The sequence below is a fragment of the Pseudoduganella sp. SL102 genome (assembly GCF_027856995.1).
Classification (GTDB): Bacteria; Pseudomonadota; Gammaproteobacteria; order Burkholderiales; family Burkholderiaceae_D; genus Rugamonas; species Rugamonas albidiflava.
This window is the reverse complement of sequence record NZ_CP115554.1, coordinates 4,026,342-4,048,030: the sequence shown is the minus strand read 5'-3', so window position 1 is coordinate 4,048,030 and position 21,689 is coordinate 4,026,342. Positions and strand designations below refer to the sequence as shown.

Annotated in this window: 15 protein-coding genes; 8 read left to right on the top strand and 7 right to left on the bottom strand. The window is 62.4% G+C overall.

From position 1 onward, the window contains the following. The first annotated feature begins 162 nt into the window (after positions 1 to 162). On the top strand, positions 163 to 2,367 hold the full coding sequence (locus OU994_RS17060) for an OsmC domain/YcaO domain-containing protein (protein ID WP_281606835.1): 2,205 nt from the start codon (positions 163 to 165) through the stop codon (positions 2,365 to 2,367). 140 nt (positions 2,368 to 2,507) lie between these two features. Here OU994_RS17060 and OU994_RS17055 read toward each other — a convergent pair whose 3' ends face one another. After that, entirely contained in the window at positions 2,508 to 5,999 is a 3,492-nt protein-coding gene (locus tag OU994_RS17055; protein ID WP_281606834.1) for a patatin-like phospholipase family protein, read from the bottom strand. Positions 6,000 to 6,237: 238 nt separating this feature from the next. Between OU994_RS17055 and OU994_RS17050 the strand changes: the two genes are divergently transcribed. Both OU994_RS17050 and OU994_RS17045 read left to right on the top strand, forming a co-directional pair. After that, positions 6,238 to 6,501, top strand: coding sequence for a hypothetical protein (locus tag OU994_RS17050; protein ID WP_281606833.1), 264 nt, complete (start codon positions 6,238 to 6,240; stop codon positions 6,499 to 6,501). Between the two features lie 50 nt (positions 6,502 to 6,551). Continuing rightward, complete coding sequence (locus OU994_RS17045; RefSeq protein ID WP_281606832.1) at positions 6,552 to 6,686, top strand: hypothetical protein; 135 nt, start codon at positions 6,552 to 6,554, stop codon at positions 6,684 to 6,686. Positions 6,687 to 6,823: 137 nt separating this feature from the next. Here the strand turns inward: OU994_RS17045 and arsH are convergent, their stop codons facing one another. The 4 genes from arsH to OU994_RS17025 all read right to left on the bottom strand — a co-directional run bounded on the left by arsH (position 6,824) and on the right by OU994_RS17025 (position 9,684). After that, positions 6,824 to 7,540 (bottom strand): arsenical resistance protein ArsH, encoded by a 717-nt coding sequence (arsH, locus tag OU994_RS17040; RefSeq protein WP_281606831.1) that lies wholly within the window; start codon positions 7,538 to 7,540, stop codon positions 6,824 to 6,826. Next, positions 7,533 to 7,961 (bottom strand): arsenate reductase (glutaredoxin), encoded by a 429-nt coding sequence (gene arsC / locus OU994_RS17035; protein ID WP_281606830.1) that lies wholly within the window; start codon positions 7,959 to 7,961, stop codon positions 7,533 to 7,535. Before arsC ends, arsH begins: the two co-directional genes overlap by 8 nt. A gap of 9 nt (positions 7,962 to 7,970) precedes the next feature. Beyond that, complete coding sequence (locus OU994_RS17030; RefSeq protein WP_281606829.1) at positions 7,971 to 9,251, bottom strand: arsenic transporter; 1,281 nt, start codon at positions 9,249 to 9,251, stop codon at positions 7,971 to 7,973. Between the two features lie 109 nt (positions 9,252 to 9,360). Next, positions 9,361 to 9,684 (bottom strand): helix-turn-helix transcriptional regulator, encoded by a 324-nt coding sequence (locus tag OU994_RS17025; RefSeq protein ID WP_281606828.1) that lies wholly within the window; start codon positions 9,682 to 9,684, stop codon positions 9,361 to 9,363. A 214-nt stretch (positions 9,685 to 9,898) separates the two neighbouring features. Between OU994_RS17025 and arsN2 the strand changes: the two genes are divergently transcribed. Then, positions 9,899 to 10,360, top strand: coding sequence for an arsenic resistance N-acetyltransferase ArsN2 (gene arsN2 / locus OU994_RS17020; protein WP_281606827.1), 462 nt, complete (start codon positions 9,899 to 9,901; stop codon positions 10,358 to 10,360). Positions 10,361 to 10,496: 136 nt separating this feature from the next. Then, positions 10,497 to 11,084 carry a hypothetical protein gene (locus OU994_RS17015; protein WP_281606826.1) on the top strand — a complete coding sequence of 196 codons (588 nt, stop codon included), beginning with the start codon at positions 10,497 to 10,499 and terminating at the stop codon, positions 11,082 to 11,084. A 782-nt stretch (positions 11,085 to 11,866) separates the two neighbouring features. On the opposite strand, the gene OU994_RS17010 is transcribed toward OU994_RS17015, so the two are convergent. Together OU994_RS17010 and OU994_RS17005 are read right to left on the bottom strand one after the other, a co-directional pair. Beyond that, entirely contained in the window at positions 11,867 to 13,102 is a 1,236-nt protein-coding gene (locus OU994_RS17010; protein ID WP_281606825.1) for a glycoside hydrolase family 27 protein, read from the bottom strand. Between the two features lie 556 nt (positions 13,103 to 13,658). Beyond that, positions 13,659 to 15,104 (bottom strand): nucleoside hydrolase-like domain-containing protein, encoded by a 1,446-nt coding sequence (locus tag OU994_RS17005; RefSeq protein WP_281606824.1) that lies wholly within the window; start codon positions 15,102 to 15,104, stop codon positions 13,659 to 13,661. Between the two features lie 573 nt (positions 15,105 to 15,677). Between OU994_RS17005 and OU994_RS17000 the strand changes: the two genes are divergently transcribed. The 3 genes from OU994_RS17000 (at position 15,678) to OU994_RS16990 (ending at position 21,585) form a co-directional block, all read left to right on the top strand. Beyond that, positions 15,678 to 16,751, top strand: coding sequence for a non-reducing end alpha-L-arabinofuranosidase family hydrolase (locus OU994_RS17000; protein ID WP_281606823.1), 1,074 nt, complete (start codon positions 15,678 to 15,680; stop codon positions 16,749 to 16,751). Positions 16,752 to 16,890: 139 nt separating this feature from the next. Beyond that, positions 16,891 to 18,420, top strand: coding sequence for an alpha-N-arabinofuranosidase (locus OU994_RS16995; protein WP_281606822.1), 1,530 nt, complete (start codon positions 16,891 to 16,893; stop codon positions 18,418 to 18,420). A 93-nt stretch (positions 18,421 to 18,513) separates the two neighbouring features. Then, complete coding sequence (locus tag OU994_RS16990) at positions 18,514 to 21,585, top strand: family 43 glycosylhydrolase (protein WP_281606821.1); 3,072 nt, start codon at positions 18,514 to 18,516, stop codon at positions 21,583 to 21,585. Positions 21,586 to 21,689: the final 104 nt, after the last annotated feature.

Here is a 21,689-nt window from a genome sequence, read left to right as displayed (position 1 = left end):
CAACTGTAGTACCGCCTGCAAGAGAGTAGGGGCACTCGGCGCAGCCGTGACAAGGGCAGCCGCCACGACATCCGTGCGCGGAGAACCGACAGCCTATGCCATTCGCCGGAAACAACGGATAATGGCGGCCTCACTCGATTCGAGCACTACTGGAACACTCCCATGGAAATCAAGGTCAACTTTCTCGACAAGCTTCGCCTGGAAGCCAAGTTCGACGATTTCACGGTCATCGCCGACCAGCCGATCCGCTACAAGGGCGATGGCTCGGCGCCTGGTCCGTTCGATTACTTCCTGGCTTCGTCGGCCTTGTGCGCGGCCTATTTCGTGAAGCTGTATTGCTCGACTCGCAATATCCCGACCGAGAATATCCGTCTGTCGCAGAACAATATCGTCGACCCGGAAAACCGCTACCAGCAGATTTTCAAGATCCAGGTCGAACTGCCGGCGGACATCTCCGCCAAGGACCGCGAAGGGATCCTGCGCTCGATCGACCGCTGCACCGTCAAGAAAGTGGTGCAGGCCGGCCCCGAGTTCATCATCGAGGAAGTGGAGAACCTGGACGCCGACGCGCAGGCCTTGCTGACGGTGAACCCGGATGCGGCGACCAGCACCTACATTTTCGGCAAGGACCTGCCGCTGGAACAGACCATCGCCAACATGTCCGGCGTGCTGGCCCGGCTGGGAATCAAGATCGAGATCGCTTCGTGGCGCAATATCGTGCCCAATGTCTGGTCGCTGCATATCCGCGATGCGCATTCGCCGATGTGCTTCACCAACGGCAAGGGCTCGACCAAGGAAAGCGCGCTGGCATCGGCCCTGGGCGAGTACATCGAGCGACTGAGCTGCAACCACTTCTACGCCGGCGTGTTCTGGGGCGAGGATATCGCCAACGCACCCTTCGTGCACTATCCGGAAGAGCGCTGGTTCAAGCCGCGCCGCGGCGACAAGCTGCCGGCCGAAATCCTCGATGAATACTGCCTGGATATCTACGATCCCGATGGCGAATTGCGCGGCTCGCACCTGGTCGACACCAATTCCGGCAACGTGGAGCGCGGCATCTGCTCGCTGCCCTATGTGCGCCGCTCCGATGGCGAGACGGTGTACTTCCCGTCCAACCTGATTGAAAACCTGTTCGTCAGCAATGGCATGAGTGCCGGGAACACGCTGGTCGAAGCGCAGGTGCAATGCCTGTCCGAGATTTTCGAAAGGGCGGTCAAGCGCGAGATCATCGAGGGCGAAATCGCCTTGCCCGACGTCCCGGCCGACGTGCTGGCGAAGTATCCGGGCATCGTCGCCGGCATCAAGGGCCTGGAAGAGCAGGGCTTTCCGGTGCTGGTGAAGGATGCGTCGCTGGGCGGGAAGTACCCGGTCATGTGCGTCACGCTGATGAATCCCCGCACGGGCGGCGTATTCGCCTCGTTCGGCGCGCATCCGAGCCTGCAGGTGGCACTGGAGCGCAGTCTCACCGAATTGCTGCAAGGGCGCAGCTTCGAAGGCTTGAACGATCTGCCGCAACCCACGTTCGCCAGCAACGCGGTGACGGAGCCGAACAACTTCGTCGAACACTTCATCGATTCCAGCGGCATCGTGTCGTGGCGCTTCTTCAGCGCCAAGGCCGACTACGACTTCGTCGAGTGGGATTTCTCCGGCCACGGCGACAACTCCAATGCCGAGGAAGCCGAAGCACTGTTCGGCATCCTGGCCGAGATGGGCAAGGAAGTCTATACGGCGGTGTACGACCACCTCGGTGCCACCGCATGCCGGATCCTGGTGCCCGGCTATTCGGAAATCTATCCGGTCGACGACCTGGTCTGGGATAACACGAATGTCGCGCTGCAGTTCCGCGCCGATATCCTGAACCTGCATTCGCTGGACGATGCCGCGCTGGAAGCCTTGCTCGAGCGCCTGGAAGAGAGCGAGCTGGATGACTACACGGACATCGCCACGCTGATCGGCATCGACTTCGACGAGAACACCGACTGGGGCCAGCTGACGATCCAGGAGCTCAAGCTGCTGATCAACCTCGCCCTGAATGAGTACGAGGAAGCGCACGAACTGGTGAAGGCCTTCCTGCAATACAACGACAACACGGCGGAGCGCCGGCTGTTCTACCAGGCCATGGACGTGGTGCTCGAAGTGGTGTTGAACGAAGACCTGGAACTGGATGATTACGTTGTCAATTTCCGCCGGATGTTCGGCGACGCGCGCATGGACGCCGTGCTGGGATCGGTGGACGGCACGGTGCGGTTCCATGGCCTGACGCCGACCAGCATGAAGCTGGAAGGCCTCGACCGTCACGAGCGGCTGCTCGACAGCTACCGGAAACTGCACAAGGCGCGGGCTGCCGCGGCGGCTGCGACGCGCTAGTGCCGACATGGCCAGGAAGGTCGACGCGCGGTGAGATGTTCATTTCGCGCACCTGCTCGGCCGCCTTGGGAAGCCTCATGCGCCGGGCACGCTGACTCACTTGGAACTCGCGTTGCCCGGCGGCGCCGTCGCGGCGGCCCTCAACTCTTCGTGTCCGTGCGCGGTCGCAGCACATCGCGCATGCGCGCGAGCCGCTGCCGGCGCTCGGTCAGGCTATCCTTCTTCAGCGCCGCCACGACATCGGCCAGTGCACTCATGCCGGCCTGGTACCCCAACAGCCGGTAACTCTCGAACTGGCTTTCATCGAACCACTGGTCCGCCGTGCTTTGATGGGGGAACTCCGGATTGACCCTGCTGTAGTTGAGCAGATCCGCATTCTCGCCACCGGCGATGGCCGGCTTGATATACAGCAGCACGCCATCCTCGCACTCGCCGTCGGCCTGTGAATACCTTACCGTGCCGGCGACGAAGCAGGCTCCCGTCTCGCCTTCGCCAAGCCGCCGGATCTTGCCGGGCTTCAAATCGATCGGCACGTTGAAATCCGTCAGGCACTTGCGCACGGCGTTACCCAGGTCGTCGAACGCGTAACGGGTGTCCGCGCTGGCATCGACGGCGATGATCAGCTTGCAGCGCCGCCGCACCAGTTCGTAGACACCGAGGTTTTCAAAGTGGCCGCCGTCGGACAGGTACAGGAACCTGGCGTCCGAATCGGTTTGGCCCAGCAGCTCGGAAATGATGCTGAACAAGCCGATATAGGGTGCGGGGCGGCGCCACAAGTCCTTGCGTATCGGATTGGGCGACCACCGGCCAAGACGCAGGTTGAACAGCGTCATCAGGAAAGCCAGCGGCAGCGACGAGTGGTAGCCCATATTGGGGCTGGCCGCGGCACCGGAAACCGCCACCGCCGTTCCCAGCTTCACGCCGGCATCGTTGTCGCGCAACGCCGCTTCGTCCGCCGCATACTTGACCGAGGGGCGGAAGGCGCCGCGCAGTTGCGGGCGCGCGTCATCGGTTCCGGGCATGGCCGGCAGTTCGAAGCCGCAGAAAGCGGGAGAAAAGACAAAGTTCCCGGCCTTGCGGTTTTGCCAGCCGAGTTCCTTGCCGCCCACCAGGTTCACGGCTGCGTTGATCAGGTGATACGGCCGCTGTACCACATCGACCGCCGTGTCGCCAGACCACTGCCGCAGCAGCCTGGGCATTGGCAGGTCGTCTTCCGGGTCGAACCCTGTAAACGGATGCGCCGCGCGCTTGGGGGTGCTCGCACCCAGGTAGGCCCGGACCAGGCGGAGGCGGTACATCATGTAGAGCGAGAATTTGTTGATGTCCACGCGCCAGGACACGACAAACGCCACGACCAGGCAGCCAGCGAACAGCACGAACGGGGACATGCCGTCGGCAGCACAGGCCGGCGTGGCGCCGGGCGGGCGCCGCGCCAGTTCATCCATCGTGCATTTCGCTTCGCTGCTGCGGCGCGTGTACAGGTTCAGGTATGCCGGCAACGAAGGCTTGCCGTCACCGGCAGCGGCATCGGGCGTGGCGAGCGTCATCTTGCATGCCAATTCCCGGCTGGGCGGCGAGGAACCGTCCGGCAGCGCCGCACAGCGCATGACCAGCTCGCCGCGTGACGCGTGCACCTGTACTGCCGGCGCATTGGCGGCCGGTGTGGTCACTGGCGCAACGACGCGCTGCAGCCAGGTCGTGAGCAGCGCGATCACGAGGATACTGAACGCATAGGGCGCCACCAGCGCGACCCATTCCTTCCAGGACGATGTCGACCCTTCGCCAGTGGCTTTGCCGCTGCCCGCTTTCAGGCCGGCCAGCGTCAACGCCGTCGTGACCGCGCCTGCGATCAAAGTGGTCGCCAGATAGGTGTCCCACGCCCAGTCGAGCAGCGGCGGCAGGTAGAACGTGCAGGCGAACAGGCCAAGCCAGCCCAGCGCGAAGATCACGGTCCAGGCGCCCTGGCGCGCCCACCATTCGCGGCTCTCGTCGCGGTACTCGCGCCCGACCAGCCCGATCATCAGCGTGATCGTCACGCCGAACAGGCAAAGCATGATCGGCATGCCGAACGTGGCAAGGCGTACGGCATTGACATCGCGGTAGGCGGAAGCCTGTACCAGGGAGACCAGCTTCAGCAGCAGGATGCTGCCGGCCGCCAGCGCGATAGCGGCGCTGATCAGGTGCACCGAGCCTTCGCGGAACACTTTGCGCAGCGAGAACGGGTACGCCGCGGAGTTGTCGGACTTATCGGAGGTGCCGGTTGTACCGGCCGCGCCGGAGTTTACGGACGTGTCGGACGTGTCGGACTTCTCGGACTTCCCGGCGTTGTGGCAGTTGGCGGACTGCTCGGACTTCGCCACCTTGTCGTTCTCGTTGGTCTCACCGGCATTACCAGCGTTGCCTGCCGCACCCGGCGTGCCTGCCTCGGCTTTCTTGCCCGCCTTGCCCGCCTTGTCCGCTGCGGCGCGCTTGGCGTCGCGCCAGTTCAGCAATTGGGCCGAGGACCATCCCAGCCCCCACGCCAGGAAATAGCACAGTCCAGGCAGGAGCATGAACGAGTATTCCGGGCTCAGCGAATCGGGCAAGTCATCCCAGAACGTGGCCAGCGAAGCCTGCTCCTGCCGCAGCGCCATGCTGCCCAGCAGCCCCGCCAGCAGCAGCGGTATGCAGACGCCCACCAGTACGCCACCCTGGCCTTGCAGGCCCCAGCCTTGCCACGGCCGCGGATCGCGCCGCGAAATGCTGAATGCGATGCCGGCCACCGCCAGCAGGAACACGGCAACGGCGAATGGCCAGATCGATTCGGTGCCCGCCATTGCGGCCGCGATACCGGGCAGTAGCAGGCGCGGCAGGAGGAACACTGCTGATAGCCAGGCCATGAGAATGAGCAAGTTCAGCAGGGTGTTGCGCACATAGGTGCAGACCAAAGTCCACGTGTCCGCACTGAACATGCCGGTGCGGGGCGTCAGGTAATTGCTGTAGCGGCGCAGATACTGCACGGGGCGTGGTTCCGCGCGCGTCGCCGGCTTGACCGGGCCGGGAGAAGTCTGCTCCTCGTTCGCGTCAGGCGAGGGCGGTACCGTGTCCGAGCCAGGCGAAGGCGCCGCCGCGTCCGGGTCAGGCGAACGAGGTACCGCGCCCGCCATCTCGCTTTCCAGCCGGGTCACGTCCCCCTGCAGATGGTGGATCCATTTCGACAGCCAGCCGCCGATATAGCTGCCACCGGAAACGGTGGAGAGGTAATCGAAATCATGCAGCACGCGCGATTGCGCCAATGCCTGCACGACACCCAGGTTGAACGTGGCGCTGCGAATGCCACCGCCCGAGAAGGCCAGGCCGGCAAGCCCGGCCTCGTGGGCTGCTGCGTAGACGTCCGTCAGGTCGGCAGGCCCTGCATGCTTCGGCACATTGCCGCCGAGCGCGTCGAGCTCGAAGCGGAAGACTTCACTGAACGTGCTACCGGCCTCGTCGTCCAGCGCGCGCCACTGGTCTGCCGGCGCCTTATCGAAACGGCTGTTGAATTCTTCGAGCCCCTTGGCAAGCTCTTTGCTGCAATCGATGTGGAGTTGCTCGAGTTTGCGCCGCATATTCGCCTGTTCGCCGGGCGAATCCGGTAGCTCGGGAGGGGACATGCGAATCTCCTTGAGACGGGCGACCAGAACTGACGCGCAAGATATATGCCATAACGGCTGGCTTTGAGCCAGATCAATGGGTTACCGCTCATCAGGACTTTCCATTCACTCCTTAGTGTAAGGAATGCCGACAGCCGGGCCGGCACAATGGCTGCGCAAGCAAGGCCAGGATCGCGCTTGCCACATTACGCCGCCCTGTTGCTCCAGCCCCGTAGTCCAGAAACACTATAATGGGGCGATGAAAGCGATCCTGATGCTGATCCTGACCATCTGGCTGTGCGCGAGCGCCGTTGCTGGACCGCGCGGGCCGCATGACTGTTGTGCGGACCAGCATTGTCCGGTCGACTGTATCGCCATGGGCTGCGCTCCTGGCGCGCCGGCGATTGCGCCGCCGCCGGCCCTTGCCAGCTGGGCGGTCACCGCGGCGAGCGCTGTTCAGCCTTCCGACCCCGGCGGTGTCTTGCCGTCGCCTTACCGAACGATCTGGGTTCCACCTGATTGAAGCATGGCGTTCTCACTAACCCATGTTCTCAACTCACAGGAAGATCCATCATGAAAAAATCGAAACTCGTCAAAATCACGATCGCGGCCGGCTTGCTGGCTGCATCCACCGCTGCCTTCGCCGCGGCGAACGGCTGCTGCGGCAGTATCGAGTGCTGCCTGAAGATGCTGGCTTGCTGTTTCTAAGCGGCGGCAGATAGAAGAGAAGGGCGGCCACGGCCGCCCTTTATTTTTTTTGGACACTTTATCTGTTCGCGATGTCTTCGCGGCCAGTGTATTTGGCACACGAGTGAGCGCCCGGCCGCATCACTGCTGTCCAGCCATCAGATCTTCTGCAACTGCCTGTCGATCGCCTTCATCGCGCGCTCGCTGCGTTCGCTGTAGCGATCCGTCAGGTAATCGGTGCGGCCTCGCATCAGCAGCGTGATCTTGAACAGCTCTTCCATCACGTCGACCATCCGGTCGTAATAGGCGGAAGGGCGCATGCGGCCATCGTCATCGAATTCCTTGTACGCCATCGGTACCGACGACTGGTTCGGGATCGTGAACATGCGCATCCAGCGGCCCAGCAGGCGCAGCGTATTGACCACGTTGAACGACTGCGAACCACCGCAAACCTGCATGACCGCCAGCGTGCGGCCCTGGCTGGGGCGGACGGCCCCCTGTTCCAGCGGGATCCAGTCGATCTGGTTCTTCATCACGGCCGTGATGGCGCCGTGCCGCTCGGGGCTGCACCACACGTGCCCTTCGGACCACAGGGACAGTTCGCGCAACTCGACGACCTTCGGGTGATCCTCGGGCACGCTGCCGGCCATCGGCAGCTCGGTGGGATCGAAGATCCTGACTTCGCCACCGAAATGCTCGAGGATGCGGGCCGCCTCTTCGATGAGGAAGCGGCTGAATGAACGCTCGCGCAGCGACCCGTACAGCAGCAGGAAGCGCGGCGGATGGTCCATGTCGCCGACGGGATCGAGCTTCGGCAGCGCCGGGATGTCCAGCTGGTCGGCGCGAATGTTGGGCAGGTTTGGAATCTTATCCATGATGAATTCGTTGGCCTTTCTCGTCGATGACCGGTTCGCCGTCTTCCTTCGTGAACGCGCCACGCTGTGGCTCGGCAAGGATATCGAGCACCAGTTCCGATGGGCGGCATAGCCGCACGCCGGCGGGCGTGACGACGAATGGACGGTTGATCAGGATCGGATGGGCAAGCATGGCATCGACCAGTTGCTCGTCGCTGAAGGCCGGGTCATCCAGGCCCAGCTCGAGATAGGGCGTGCCTTTCTCGCGGATGGCTTCCCGCACGGTCAGCCCCGCCTGGTCGATCAGTTCGACCAGCGTCGCACGGTTCGGCGGATGTTGAACATACTCGATGACTACGGGATCGATGCCGGCATTGCGGATCAGGGCCAGCGTGTTGCGGGACGTGCCGCACGCGGGGTTGTGATAGATTGTGACGCTCATGATGTCTCCTCAGGCTAAGCGAACGGCCAGGGCGGCCAGGGTAATCAGCAGTACCGGCAATGTCAGCACGACACCGACGCGGAAGTAGTAGCCCCACGAAACGTGGATGCCTTTGCTATCGAGGACGTGAAGCCACAACAGCGTGGCCAGGCTGCCGATCGGCGTGATCTTCGGCCCCAGGTCGCTGCCGATCACGTTGGCGTAGACCATCGCTTCGCGCACCACGCCCTGGGTGCTGGTGGCATCGATCGACAGCGCCCCGATCAGCACGGTGGGCATGTTGTTCATGATGGACGACAGGATCGCCGTAATAAGCCCGGTGCCCAGGGCCGCACCCCATACGCCATGTTCGGCGCAGCGGTTCAGCAGCGCGGTCAGGTAGCCGGTCAGCCCGGCATTGCGCAGCCCGTAGACGACGAGGTACATGCCGAGCGAGAAGACGACCACTTGCCACGGCGCGCCCCGCAGGACTTCACGTGTGGAGATCTTGTGGCCACGCGCCGCGACGACCAGCAGCAACGCGGCGCCCGCGGCCGCGACGGCACTAATTGGCACGCCCAGCGATTCGAGCCAGAAAAAGCCGACCAGCAGCAGGCCCAGGACCCACCAGCCGGTGACGAACGTCGCGCGGTCGTGGATGGCTTCGTCGGGGCGCTTCAGCTGCGCCAGGTCGTAGTTGGCGGGAATGTCCTTCCAGAAGAAGAGCAACAGCAGGCCCAGTGTCGCGGCTACCGAGACCAGATTCACCGGCACCATCACCGCCGCGTAGCGGGCAAAGCCGATATCGAAGTAATCGGCGGACACGATGTTCACCAGGTTGGACACCACCAGCGGCAGGCTGGCCGTGTCGGCGATGAAGCCGGCGGCCATCACGAAGGCAAGCGTGGAGCGGGCGTTGAAGCGCAGCGCGTGCAACATGGCGATCACGATCGGCGTCAGGATCAGCGCCGCGCCATCGTTGGCGAACACCGCGGCGACAGCCGCGCCGAGCAGGACCAGCATCGCGAACAGGCGCTTGCCATTGCCTTTGCCCCAGCGCGCCACGTGCAACGCGGCCCACTCGAAGAAGCCGGCCTTGTCCAGCAGCAGGCTGATGATGATGACCGCCACGAAGGCGCCGGTCGCGTTCCAGACGATGTTCCACACGACCGGAATGTCGGCGATATGGATGACGCCAGCGAGTAGGGCGACCAGTGCGCCGACCGCTGCGCTCCATCCGATGCCGAGGCCGCGCGGCTGCCAGATGACGAAAATGAGCGTGACGAGGAAGATCAGGAACGCGAGCAGCACGGGTCCGTCCTAAACAGTGCGTTCATCATTGTGGTTGGGGAGTCGAAGAGAACGGGGAGGGCGGTCAATACCGCGGTGGCCGAGCGCCGTTGGCATCGTGGAATCACCGTCAGCATGGTCTTGCCTGGTCATTGCGAGGGCCGCACGGAATGCCGCCGCAGCAGTTCTCGGTCAGGAAGCCGATGAGGCTGTTCATCGTTGGCATATCCGCGGAATAGATCACGAAACGGCCTTCGTGCCGGGAGGTCAACAGCCCCGCATGGGTGAGTTCCTTCAGGTGGAACGACAGCGAAGACGGCGCGATATCGAGCTCCTCGGCGATCTTGCTCGCCGCCAGTCCTGCCGGCCCGGCCTGCACCAGGAGCCTGAACACAGCCAGCCGGCTTTCCTGGGCCAGCGCCGACAGCGCCGCCAATACTTCCTTCGTCTGCATGCTCATGATCCATTCGATGATTCGACAATCGTTGAAGGATCTTACAACAAAAATTCGACAGTTCAACCATTATCGAATTAACTTGACGGCGTTGTAACAGGGGCCGTAATGTCTTCTGCCGAGTGAGCCCTGAGCCCGGCCATCCTGTGACCAGTGTTACAGCTGAGCGGTGCTTACATCCGGCTCGACATCGACACCGTAATCAGGAGACATCATGAAGAAGTTCGTGACATATCGATCTGCCACCGCGCAGGACTGGCCACCGATCGAGGAGCTGCTGGGGGCCGCACGCTTGCCCCTGGACGGCGCCCGCGACAACCTCGAGGATTTCCTGATCGGTGAAAGCGGCGGCGCTATCTGCTGCGTCGGTGGCTATGAACGTTATGGCGAAGTAGCGTTGCTGAGGTCGGTAGCTGTGGCTCACGGATACCGTGGTCAGGGCATCGGCGAGCATTTGCTGGAAGCGATCAGGGAGAGGGCGCGCGCCCAGGGCGTTCGGCACCTGTACCTGCTCACCACGACCGCCGCCGACTTCTTTTCACGGCACGGATTCACGGTCGTCGGACGCGATACCGCGCCTGCCGAGCTGCACACATCCCATCAATTCCAGGGCGTTTGTCCGGCATCCGCGACCTGCTTGGCGGCCTCGCTGTTCATTGAACCGGGACTTCGGTGACGGCGTTGCATGCGCGGCTTGGACAATCGGGAGCGCCAGGCACGGAGAACTGAGCAACCGTCTTTCGTTGACACCGCGGCCCCGACGCATACACTCAAGACATCGAGGGTTGGAGACTGATGAAGGGAGCAGCGACATGTCAAATAGTTCCGCAGATACCAGGCCCCGACTATTCAAATATTGCTCGAAGGGGGGATTTGTCACGCAACTTGCCGAGGTAACAGAACAGGAGCCTCAGCAAATCGCCGACCGGCTCGGCCTTTCTCGCCACCTGATGGCCGATGGCTATGCGCTGTTGCTGTTGATTGGTTCGGTTGCGCGCCAGGACTTCGCCTGGCATGCCACGACGCAATTCTCCGGTGGCTGGGTGAAGGAACGGATCTATTACAAGGACAAGAATCGCATGCGGTCATCCGTCGAATATGTGCGGGTCGCGGACCAGACGCGTTTTGCCGCTTACCAGGGTGACGGATACGAACATGAGGTCACATGGGACGCCTTCATCTCGGAACAGGAAACACTGCTGCAGACTCGCAATGGTTGCAAGCGCATCGTCAAGATCGTTCCGTTCCTCAAGGGTGGACCTGGAGACTACCCGAATGTGAAGCGAAACGCCGCCGCTCAATGGGAGTTACTGGTTCCAAAAGAGTTCTATTGCGCGAAGATTGTCACGAACAGGGGAATCATCCGCGCCGGCGAATTCGATGCTACGCATGCCGGTTGATCCACGCATGCATGCGCTGGTGCGATTCGGGTCGGAGGGAAATGTTGGATGGTTGCGAACCAGCGTGGCTGCCAAAGTTGCCTGCAAACGGAACAGGAGACTTCGTCAGGGAGCCAACTACAAGGAGCTAAAGAGCTGCTGCGATCCCAACCACGCAACTTCGCATAATCTATATTATGTCAAATGCGAACTGTGCGCATTCTGAATCGGGGCGGTTGCAGTACGGTCGTAGGTACCCCGACACGAATCGTCTTGAACGCACCCCGCGCGACATTCCGATGGGTAGAAAGAATTGGCTGGTCAGCTGGACCGGCCTGGGCGGCAGGCATGTCGGCATGGTGCAAAGCCCACTGGCGAGCTGCCGGCTGCACCACATCAATCCGTGTGACTAATTCGTCGATCAGGCTTTTGGGCTGGTGCACATGAACCAGATCCCAGTAGAGAACTGTATGACGCAATCCTGCCCTGTAAGCAGTGCTGGGTCATTTGGTGGTGCAGGTAAGAAGAATTCGCCGCGTTCGCAACGATGAACAATGCTCCAACCACTAGCGCAGCTGTCCAGATTCGATACATTGGCTTTTTGGTTTTTGAATTCATGATCCGATGACCCTGCTTTCCTGGGATGGATTGCTTATCACTTCAGCAATATCGATGCACGAATTCTACCGCATTGCCGCCACCGGGATCGATCCAGCCGTCGATACTTGTGTCGGCTTACTGCGGTCTTGCCGGTGGTGTCTTCATGGCTGCGTTCATGTGGCAGTGTTCACACCCGCGCGCCCCTAGAGCTTGGCAGGGCCAGTCAGGCGCAGCATCAGCACGCTGTGCGGCGCCAGCCGCGTTTCCAGTTTCGCGGTGGTGTCGCCCGTCTTCTTGCTCCAAAGGTCGGACCAGCGGTAGACGGTCTGCCTGAAATCGACCGATCTCTTGCTCAGGTCATCGATCAGCACTTGCTTCTTCCAGTCGTGATGAACGTCGGCGGGCTGGTTGGAGCGGTTCAGGAACATCAGTGCCCATTCTCCGCCGTCGAGCGGCTTGGCATAGAGCTCCAGCGGACCGTCGGCCAGGACGCGCAGCGCCTGCACACCGAGCTTGTCCTGGCTCACCGCGATCACGCCTGGGTTGGTCAGGATGCGGCGGGTCGCCTCGGACATGGAACGCAGGTCGTTGCCCAGGATGAGGGGCGATGCCATCATGGCCCAGATCGACAGATGGGCGCGGTCTTCATCGTCGCTCATGCCGTTGCCCACTTCGAGCATGTCCATATCGTTCCAATGGCCGGGCCCTGCGAACTTGCGCAGGCCTGCCTCGGCGTGCTTGTCGAGGATGCGCAGCACGCCCAGGCCAGTCGAGAAGCCGGGGCTGAACTGGCAGTCGAAGCAGTTATAGATATCGGGCGTGGTCCGCCAAGAATGGCCGACCTTGCCAGCCCATTCCCACGGCTTGCTCATGCCCCATTCGCATATGCTGAACAGCATTGGACGGCCCGCCTTGGCGATCGCGTCGCGCATCGTGGTGTAGGCCGCCTCGGCATTCAAGCCCGGGGTGTCGCACCAGTCGTACTTCACGTAATCGATGCCCCAGCTCGCGTAGGTTCGCGCATCCTGGTACTCGTGGCCGCGGCTGCCGGGACGGCCGCCGCAGGTGGTCGCACCCGCGTCCGAGTAGATGCCCAGCTTGAGTCCCTTGCCATGCACATAGTCCGCCAGCGCCTTCATGCCGGATGGGAAGCGCTTGGAGTCGGGCTGGATGTTGCCGTCCGCGTCGCGCTGGCCCTGCCAGCAATCGTCGATGTTCACGTACTGGTAGCCAGCGTCCTTCAAGCCCTGCCGGACCATGGCATCGGCGGTCTCGCGGATCAGGCGCTCGTCGATGTCGCACGCGAACTTGTTCCAGCTGTTCCAGCCCATTTGCGGGGTGTTTGCCAGCCCCTCGAACTTTTGGGCCCAGCCGTTGGCGCATGCGACGGCAGCCAGCAAGCCACCTACGACGAGCCGCGCAGTGTGTTTCATGTTCATCGTGAATCCTCTATTCTGTCGATGTTATAAGTTGACTTGATAAGCGTGTAATGATTACTGCACTTCTATCTGATTCCGCAATTGAAATACCGCTTGGCTCGCAGCCGAAGCGCAGGGCGCGGCCGATTATTAAACTCGACATTACTAACTGTAATGTCGAGTTTAATAAGGCTGATTTGCATCCTGCTTGCTGTAGCAGCCATTACCCGGTATCGACGTAAAAAATACGAATTCTTTCGGGAGTATCCCTGGCAAGGCAATATTCGCAATTCGATCATCGTGCGGTGATGCCCAGGGTTTCCGAAATTCCCCTTGCCGATGAATCGGATCGGCAAGGCCCGCATGGTCAGGGCATTCGGTACGAGCGCGACGCTCTGATGGACGCCAGGTACAGCGCAAGCACGTCGCTGGCAGTCACCTTGCGCTCCACTCCCACAGGTTCATCCGGCGTGGCGCCCTCTTCCACCCATAGCCCGAAACGTTCCCGGCGCCAGCCCTTCCAGGCGACAGGAAACGCCGCGGCAGGCGCTGGGGTCGCCGCTCTTTCCGTGCTTGCTCAGGGGGCGGACGGCACGAACGTCACAACGATGCGCCGGTAGCGCGTCAGCGCCGGACTGCCCTTGTCGATCACCTTGACGATGAAGTGGGCGGTCTCCGCCTTGGTTACCACCGGCGCCTGCCCCCAGACGGTATGAAGATTTTCCGCGTCGCCCAGCTTGACCTGCTCCCTGTAGCTGCCAGCTTCGGGATAGTGAAACCACAGGTAGCTCAAGCTGTCCCCATCGGGATCGGAGCTGCCCGCGGCGCTCAGCGTAAAACGTTCGCCCGATTTGATGGTCAGCCGGTCGCCATGGCCGAGCTTTACGACCGGGGGATGATTCGCCTCTTTGTATGGCTTGGTGGACCAGTCCATGCGGGCGGCGAAATCGTTCTGGAAGTCTTTGCGCCAGCGCAGGATGGTGGTCCTGTACCCTTTGGAAACCTTGTCGTGGGCGCGCACTGCGCGGAAGAAGTCGTTATGGACCATCGGTGTGTAGCTATCCACGGCGTTGGTCCAGATCGCGCGAGGCTCTTGCAATACGGGTACGTTGCCGGTGAAGCCTTTCGGATCGGTCGTTTCCAACGCCGGGGTGTACAACTCGTAGCGCCCTCCCCAGCCGCCCCAATCGGGATGCTCGGGCGCATTCAGGCCATTCGGTATCAAGGACAGGAAGGATGGCGTATCGCCCTCCATGCCATAAGCGACATCCGGATAGATCGCCCCCAGTGGCCCATGCCCCTGTTGAATATGCGCGGCGATCCAGCTGTTGCTCACTTCCGTGCTGTCGAATCCCGGCTCGGTCACGTTGATGCCAGTCCAGGTGCCGTTGCCATACCCGCCGGGGCTGACAACGTAGAACAGATCGGGAAACCGGGTGCGTATCCAGATTCCGGAATCGTCCTGGTCGGAGATCGTGTAGACGCGCAGCTTGCTTAGCAGCCGAGCGGTCTGCTCCGGCGTCCTGTCATGGCCGATCCGATACAGCGCTTGAGCGAGCGTATTGGCACCACCCCAGACCGCGATCCACAGTGGCCGCGGATCGTTCTTCTCCAGGGCCTTGATGATGGCGTTCGATCCCGGCGAGTCCCCGCTGTCGCCAACACCCTGCATGCCGTAGACCGGCGAACCGGCATGCACCACCGCTTTCAGCGCCTGCGCTTTCGGAAAACCTGGTTCGTGCTTCAACAACCGGGGTTGTACCCGGCCGTAGGCGTCGATGATCGCGTGGATCGAGGCCGGTGCGATACGCGACTTCTGATGCGTCGAGGTCGTGGCGACGATACCTTCGATATCGATCTGGTTCGCGTACAGCAGCAATCGTACGAGTGACTGGCTGTCATCGGGGTCGGCCTCTATATCGGTGAGGACAACCAGGCGTTGTCGGGGTTCGGCGAAGCCAGGGGCCGGCACACATGCCAGTAAAGCCGCCAGCATCGCCGTGATTGAAAATAGTCGCATCATCTCAGTATGGAATTGGAATATTGGAATGAAATTACGGCTTTCCAGTCGGCTCGCTGGTCATGGGCCCGGGCAGCTGGCGGATTGCGCGTTCAACAGCGCACCGGGAAAGTCTGTGTCGAGGACTGTGTTATTCCGCCAGCCGATCAGGCTACCCACGTTTCCCAGGCCGAGCCAGCATAGGAATAACGGTGCAGTCATCGGTAGCGATTTTCCAGAAAATGCTAGCAGTGTGCGGATAATCGTATGACCTTGAGAGTTATTGCCGCTTTTCCAAGGTTCCAAGCGTGTCGGCAGCCACCCCTACGTTTCTTTCGGCATCGGCAGCGAAGCGGACCATGAGCGAAGACCGTGCCCTTCGGAGGGAGCGGTGGGCGGCGCGCCGGCGGGTATGCGACGTAGCACCTTTCGCACACTTCCTGCAAAAATCAGCGAATGCAGAAGTCACTGCACTCTGTTTTATCGGCATGCACATGTTCCGCCCTATGCTCCGTTTCGAGACGGAACCGGCAGACTCCAGGAAGACTGTGGGGTTCCCCAGTCGCTTGTCGACGCGCCAAACAGAGGAAGAATGTAATGAATCGAGCAGGATGCGGAATCGGGGGAACCGTTTGGGTTGCCTTGGCAATATGTGGTTGGGGTGGGAAGCAGGCACTGGCCAATAGCCCGGCCGAGCCAGCGGTGTCGCCCGCCAAGCCGGCATTCAACTGGACGTCGACCCCGCCGCTCATTGCGCCTCGACCGGATCCAGGCCAGACAATCCACGGCGTGAAAGATCCTTCGATCGTTTTCGCGGACGGTAAATATCACGTGTTTCTCACAACGGCCGGATCCGCCGGTTGGGGGCTCGCGTATACAAGCTTCGAGAAATGGTCGGACGCGCCGGCCGCAAAGATTATCCCGCTCGACAAGTCCCCGATGGGGCCGGGCTATCGCGCGGCGCCGCAAGTATTCTATTTCGCTCCGCAGAAAACATGGTATCTCGTCTATCAAGGTGCCGATCCGCTGTATTCAACCTCGGAGGATATCGGCGATCCCTTGTCCTGGAGCGCGCCAAAAAAGTTCTTTCCAGTAGAACCCGACATCGTCAAGCCGCCGCAAGGCGTTGGCTGGCTGGACTTCTGGGTAATCTGCGATGACAGTAAATGCTATATGTTCGCTACCGACGATAATGGCCGTCTGCTCCGGTCCGAAACCGAACTGGCCAATTTCCCGAACGGCTTCCATAACACCGTCGCCGTGATGACCGGGAAAAAGGAAGACGTGTTCGAGGCGAGCAATACCTACAGGGTCGCCAGGACCGATACCTACATTACGCTGGTGGAAGCGATTTCGCCACAGGGCCGCTACTTCCGGATCTGGAAGAGCGATCGCCTGGACGGCAAATGGGAGCCCTTCTCTTCCGCGCCGATGAACGGTTTCGCCACACGCGATAACGTTGAACGCATCTGGTCGGAAGGCATTTCGCACGGTGAACTGGTCCGTACCAATACCGACCAGACGATGACGATCGATCCCTGCCGGCCGCTGGAATACCTTTTCCAGGGGAATGACCCCACGGTGCGCGTTGACGACTACGTCAAGATCCCCTACCGCCTGGGCGTGATCACGGCGAAAGGTGAAAACCCGGTCAGCGCACTCTGTCGCTGACGTACTGCGTCATCTCTGCGGGAATCGTTCCGGCGCTGCGCCCAATGCGGCCAGCGCGAGACGCTTCCTGCGAACGCCGCCGCGCCGCTGGCGGCCCTGTAGCAATCCTGGCAATCACAATCTGGAGCGCCCTCCCCGTATGAACATCGTCAAGTGCAGTCTCGTCGTCCTCGCCATGATCGCGGCACCGGCTTTCGCCGCCCGCCCGGTCAGCATCAGCATCGACGCCGGCAAACCCGGCCCGGTCATCAACAAGAACGTCTACGGCCAGTTCGCCGAGCACCTCGGCACCGGCGTCTACGAAGGCATGTGGGTCGGCCCGAAGTCGACCATCCCGAACACCAGGGGCTGGCGCAATGACGTCGTCGGCGCGCTCAAGGCGTTGCACGTGCCGCTGGTGCGCTGGCCCGGCGGCTGCTTCGCCGACACCTACCATTGGCGCGACGGCATCGGGCCACAGCACCAGCGCCCGAGCAACGTCCACGCCAATGGCAGCGTGGACGAGTTCAACGCCGTCGGCACCCACGAATTTTTCGACCTGATCGAGATGCTGGGCGCCGAAGCCTACGTGAACGGCAACGTCGGTACCGGCAGCGTGCAGGAGATGGCCGACTGGATCGAGTACATGACCGCGGACGGGGGCTCGCCGCTGGCCCGGCTGCGCGCGCGGAACGGACGCGAAAAGCCGTTCAAGGTCGCCTACTTCGGTATCGGCAACGAGCTGTGGGGCTGCGGCGGCAACATGAAGCCCGAGTACTACGCCAGCCTGTACAGCAATTACGAGCATTTCCTGAGGGCGCCCGCGCAATCCAGGCCGAAAATGATCGCCAGCGGCAACGACACCGTATGGACCGAAGTCCTGAGCAAGGAACTGAAGGACCGCACGGCCGGCATCAGCATCCACCAGTACACCGTCCCGACCGGCAACTGGGACGTCAAGGGCAAGGACCTCGGCTTCAAGGAAGACGAGTGGATCTCGACCCTGGCCAACACCATGAAAATGGATCAGATGATCAAGGATCACGTGGCCGTGCTGGACCGGAACGATCCCAATAAGACGATCGGGCTGATGATCGACGAATGGGGCACCTGGTATGACGAAGCAGCCGGCCGAAGCGCGCTGTTCCAGCAGAACTCCCTGCGCGACGCGCTCGTGGCGGCGCTGAACTTCAACATTTTCCATCGGCACGCGGAGCGGGTTCCCATGACCACCATCGCCCAGATGGTCAATGTGCTGCAGGCGATGATCCTGACCGACAAGGAAAAGATGGTCCTGACCCCGACCTACTACGCCTTCCAGATGTATGTGCCGTTCCAGGATGCCGAGTCGCTGCCGCTGGCAATCAAGGACAACACCAGCTACACCCTGGGAACCGTGACCATTCCGGGCGTGAGCGCATCGGCGGCACGCGCCAGGGACGGCAAGCTGTACCTGGCGCTGGTCAACACCGATCCGTCCAGGGCGGTCGATGTCGCCGTCGACGTCGCCGGCACGAAGCTGCAGGGCGCGGCCGGCAAGGTGCTTACCGCGGCCGCGATGGACGCGCACAACACCTTCCAGCATCCGCAGGCCATCGGGCCGGCGCCGTTCAGCACGCGCGCCGCTGGCGGCAAGCTGTCGATCAAGGTGCCTGCCAAGGCCGTGATGGTCGTCGCACTGGAAAAGTGAACGCCTCCCGCGCATGGGCTTCGTGATCCCTTTCAGCACGGTTGCCCTGCGCACGATGCGCCTGTCCGATTCACTCCGCCTTCTCCGGCCTTCATGAAAAAAACCATCCGCTCCGCTGTCGTTCTCTTGTCCGTGCTGGCCATGCTGCCCGCGACGTCGTTCGCGCTCAACCCGGTCATTCAAACGATGTACACCGCCGATCCGGCGCCCATGGTCCACAAGGGCACGCTCTACCTGTTTTCCAGCCACGACGAAGACGTCGGCGCGAAGAACAGCTTCAACATGAAGAACTGGGTGCTCGCCACGACGACGGACATGGTGAACTGGACCCAGCATGGCGTGGTCGCCTCCCTCCGGGATTTTCCGTGGGCCTCCAAGGAGAATTCGGGCTGGGAGGGGTTCGACAACGGCGCCTGGGCGCCGCAGGTGATCGAGAGGGATGGCAAATGGTATATGTATGCCCCCGTGCATGGCCGGGGCATCGGCGTGCTGGTGGCCGATAATCCACTGGGTCCCTACATCGATCCCATCAAGAAGCCGCTGATCGCCGGCCACGCCGGCGGCCTGCATGACAGCATCGATCCCACGGTCTACATCGACGACAAGGGCCAGGCCTATCTCGCCTGGGGCAATCCCAATCTCTGGTCGGTAAAGCTGAACAAGGACATGATTTCCTACGACACCAGCGTCGGCGAGCAGGGCATCATCCGCCATCCGATGACGGTCAAGGCCCTGGGCGAGCGCAATCCTCCGGACTCCAGGGGCACCACGCTGCCAAAGCCTGCCCTGCGCGGTACATCGTACGAAGAAGGCCCCTGGCTCTATAAACGCAAGAACCTCCACTACCTGTTCTTTGCCGGCGGTCCGATCCCTGAGCACCTCGCCTACTCCACCGGTCCCACACCCGAAGGCCCGTGGACCTACGGCGGCGTCGTCATGGCCCCGCAAAGCGCCTTCACCAACCACCCGGGCGTGGTTGATTTCAAGGGCAAGACCTACCTCTTCTATCACACCGCCGCGCTCCCGGGAGGCGACGGCTTCAAGCGCTCCGTGGCGGTCGACGAGCTGACGTTCAACCAGGATGGATCGGTCCAGCCGGTGCAGCCGACGAAGGAAGGGCCGGCACCGGCCGCCACCCTCGATCCCTACAGGCGCGTGGAAGCCGAGACCATCGCCTGGTCTTCCGGTGTCAAGATCGAGCCCAGCAGCGCGGGTGGCCAGAATGTGCGCGACATCCACGACGGGGACCACATCCGGGTGCGCAATGTCGATTTCGGCGCGGCTGGTGCGCGCGCCTTCACGGCCAGCCTGTCCAGCACGGCCAAGGCGGGAACGGCTTCCGGGGCGGCGATCGAAATTCGTCTCGACAAGCTCGACGGCCAGTTGATCGGCACGCTGCCGGTCTCGGGAACCGGTGGCGAATGGGCGCGGCAGTCCGTGCCGGTCTCCGGCGCCGCCGGCGTCCACGATATCGTCTTCGTGTTTCGCGGTGCGGCCGGGGATGCACTGTTCAAGTTCGACTACTGGCGATTCCTGCAGCGCGACCCCATGGCGTCCCGGGTCCCTCCGGCGGCCCCTTTGAAGCCTGCCCATAACCCCATCATCTGGGCCGACGTCCCCGACATCGCCATCATCCGTGTCGGAAAAACCTACTACATGAGCAGCACGACGATGCACATGAGCCCGGGCCTGCCGATCATGAAGTCGGCCGACCTGGTCAACTGGAGCATGGCCTCCTATGCCTATGGCACGCTCGAAGACAGCGAAGCCTTCCGCCTCGAGAACGGCAAGGACGCCTACGGTGCCGGCTCGTGGGCCAGCAGCATCCGTTACCACGACGGCGTGTTCCATGCCTCGACGTTCACCCCCACCGCCGGCGGACGCACCCACGTCTTCACCACACGCGATCCCGAACGCGGCCCGTGGAAGGAGACGAGTTTCGAACCCCTGATGAACGACCACAGCCTGTTCTTCGACGACGACGGCCGCGTGTACATGGTCTGGGGGTGCAACAAGATCATGCTCACCGAGCTCGAACGCGACCTCACCGGCGTCAAGCCTGGCGGCGTGAACAAGCCCATCATCGAACAGGTCAACGCCCTGTTCGGTGCCGACCAGGGCGGGCTGTGCGGCGAGGGCTCGCAGCTCTCCAAGGTCGATGGCCGCTACTACCTGTTCAACATCGCCTCGCCGAAGACGAGGTGGGCGCGCTCCGTCATCGTCCACCGCGCCGACGCGATCGACGGGCCCTACGAGGGCCGCATCGTGCTCGATGACCGCGGTATCGCCCAGGGCGGGCTCGTCGACACCCCGGAGGGCAAATGGTATGCCTATCTGTTCAAGGACAACGGCGCGGTTGGCCGCATCCCCTACCTCGTGCCCGTGACGTGGCAGGACGGATGGCCCGTGCTCGGCCAGGACGGCGAGGTGCCCATGTTGCTCGACATCCCCGCCGGCGGACAAGGCGCGTCCGGCGCGTCCGGCATCGTCGCCTCCGACGAATTCGACCGCCCTTCCGGCGCCCCGGCCCTGCCGCTGGCCTGGCAGTGGAATCACAATCCCGAGCCGCGCGACTGGTCGCTCACCAGGCGCCCTGGATACATGAGCTTCGTCACCAGCCGGATCGATGCCAGCCTGCCCGAGGCCAGGAATACCCTCACCCAGCGCATGTTCGGGCCCGACAGCTTCGCGACCACCAGCATCGACGTGAGCCGCATGAAAGACGGCGACTGGGCCGGCCTGTCCGCTTTCCAGAAACAGTATGGTTTTGTCGGCGTCACCGTGCGCGGCGGCGCCAGATCGCTCGTCATGGCGAGTGCCGACGCCGGCCAGCCCGAGGAGATCGCTTCCATTCCCCTCGCCGGCAATACCGTTCACCTGAAGGTCGACGCCCAATTCCAGTCCGCGCCCGATGACGCGCGCTTTGGCCTCGACGAGGGCGGCGCCAAGATCTACGGCATACCCGGGGCGCCGGAATTGGCCCGCTTCTCCTATAGCCTCGACGGTAAATCCTGGCTCCCCATCGGTCGTCCCTCGCGCCTGGCCTACACCTTTCCCCATTTCATGGGTTACCGCTACGCGCTCTTCTTTTATTCGACCAGAACACCCGGCGGCCGTGTCGACTTCGACTACTACCGGACAGGGCGAAGCGGCGGCTCCCCGTGACCGCCGGCTCGCCGGGCAGGCTGGCCTGTACCTGCGCGGCAAACGGAAGCCAGGCGTCCCAAAGCCAGACGCCCCAAACATGGCTGTCTTTCGGACAGGCGTTC

Bases quoted from the DNA above. Each gene is read 5' to 3' on its own strand.
- arsH (WP_281606831.1), bottom strand. From the start codon at position 7,540: ATGGATAAGATTCCAAACCTGCCCAACATTCGCGCCGACCAGCTGGAC.
- OU994_RS17060 (WP_281606835.1), top strand. From the start codon at position 163: ATGGAAATCAAGGTCAACTTTCTCGACAAGCTTCGCCTGGAAGCCAAG.
- OU994_RS17045 (WP_281606832.1), top strand. From the start codon at position 6,552: ATGAAAAAATCGAAACTCGTCAAAATCACGATCGCGGCCGGCTTGCTG.
- OU994_RS17000 (WP_281606823.1), top strand. From the start codon at position 15,678: ATGAATCGAGCAGGATGCGGAATCGGGGGAACCGTTTGGGTTGCCTTG.
- OU994_RS17055 (WP_281606834.1), bottom strand. From the start codon at position 5,999: ATGTCCCCTCCCGAGCTACCGGATTCGCCCGGCGAACAGGCGAATATG.
- OU994_RS17050 (WP_281606833.1), top strand. From the start codon at position 6,238: ATGAAAGCGATCCTGATGCTGATCCTGACCATCTGGCTGTGCGCGAGC.
- arsN2 (WP_281606827.1), top strand. From the start codon at position 9,899: ATGAAGAAGTTCGTGACATATCGATCTGCCACCGCGCAGGACTGGCCA.
- OU994_RS17005 (WP_281606824.1), bottom strand. From the start codon at position 15,104: ATGATGCGACTATTTTCAATCACGGCGATGCTGGCGGCTTTACTGGCA.
- OU994_RS16990 (WP_281606821.1), top strand. From the start codon at position 18,514: ATGAAAAAAACCATCCGCTCCGCTGTCGTTCTCTTGTCCGTGCTGGCC.
- OU994_RS17025 (WP_281606828.1), bottom strand. From the start codon at position 9,684: ATGCAGACGAAGGAAGTATTGGCGGCGCTGTCGGCGCTGGCCCAGGAA.
- OU994_RS17015 (WP_281606826.1), top strand. From the start codon at position 10,497: ATGTCAAATAGTTCCGCAGATACCAGGCCCCGACTATTCAAATATTGC.
- arsC (WP_281606830.1), bottom strand. From the start codon at position 7,961: ATGAGCGTCACAATCTATCACAACCCCGCGTGCGGCACGTCCCGCAAC.
- OU994_RS16995 (WP_281606822.1), top strand. From the start codon at position 16,891: ATGAACATCGTCAAGTGCAGTCTCGTCGTCCTCGCCATGATCGCGGCA.
- OU994_RS17010 (WP_281606825.1), bottom strand. From the start codon at position 13,102: ATGAACATGAAACACACTGCGCGGCTCGTCGTAGGTGGCTTGCTGGCT.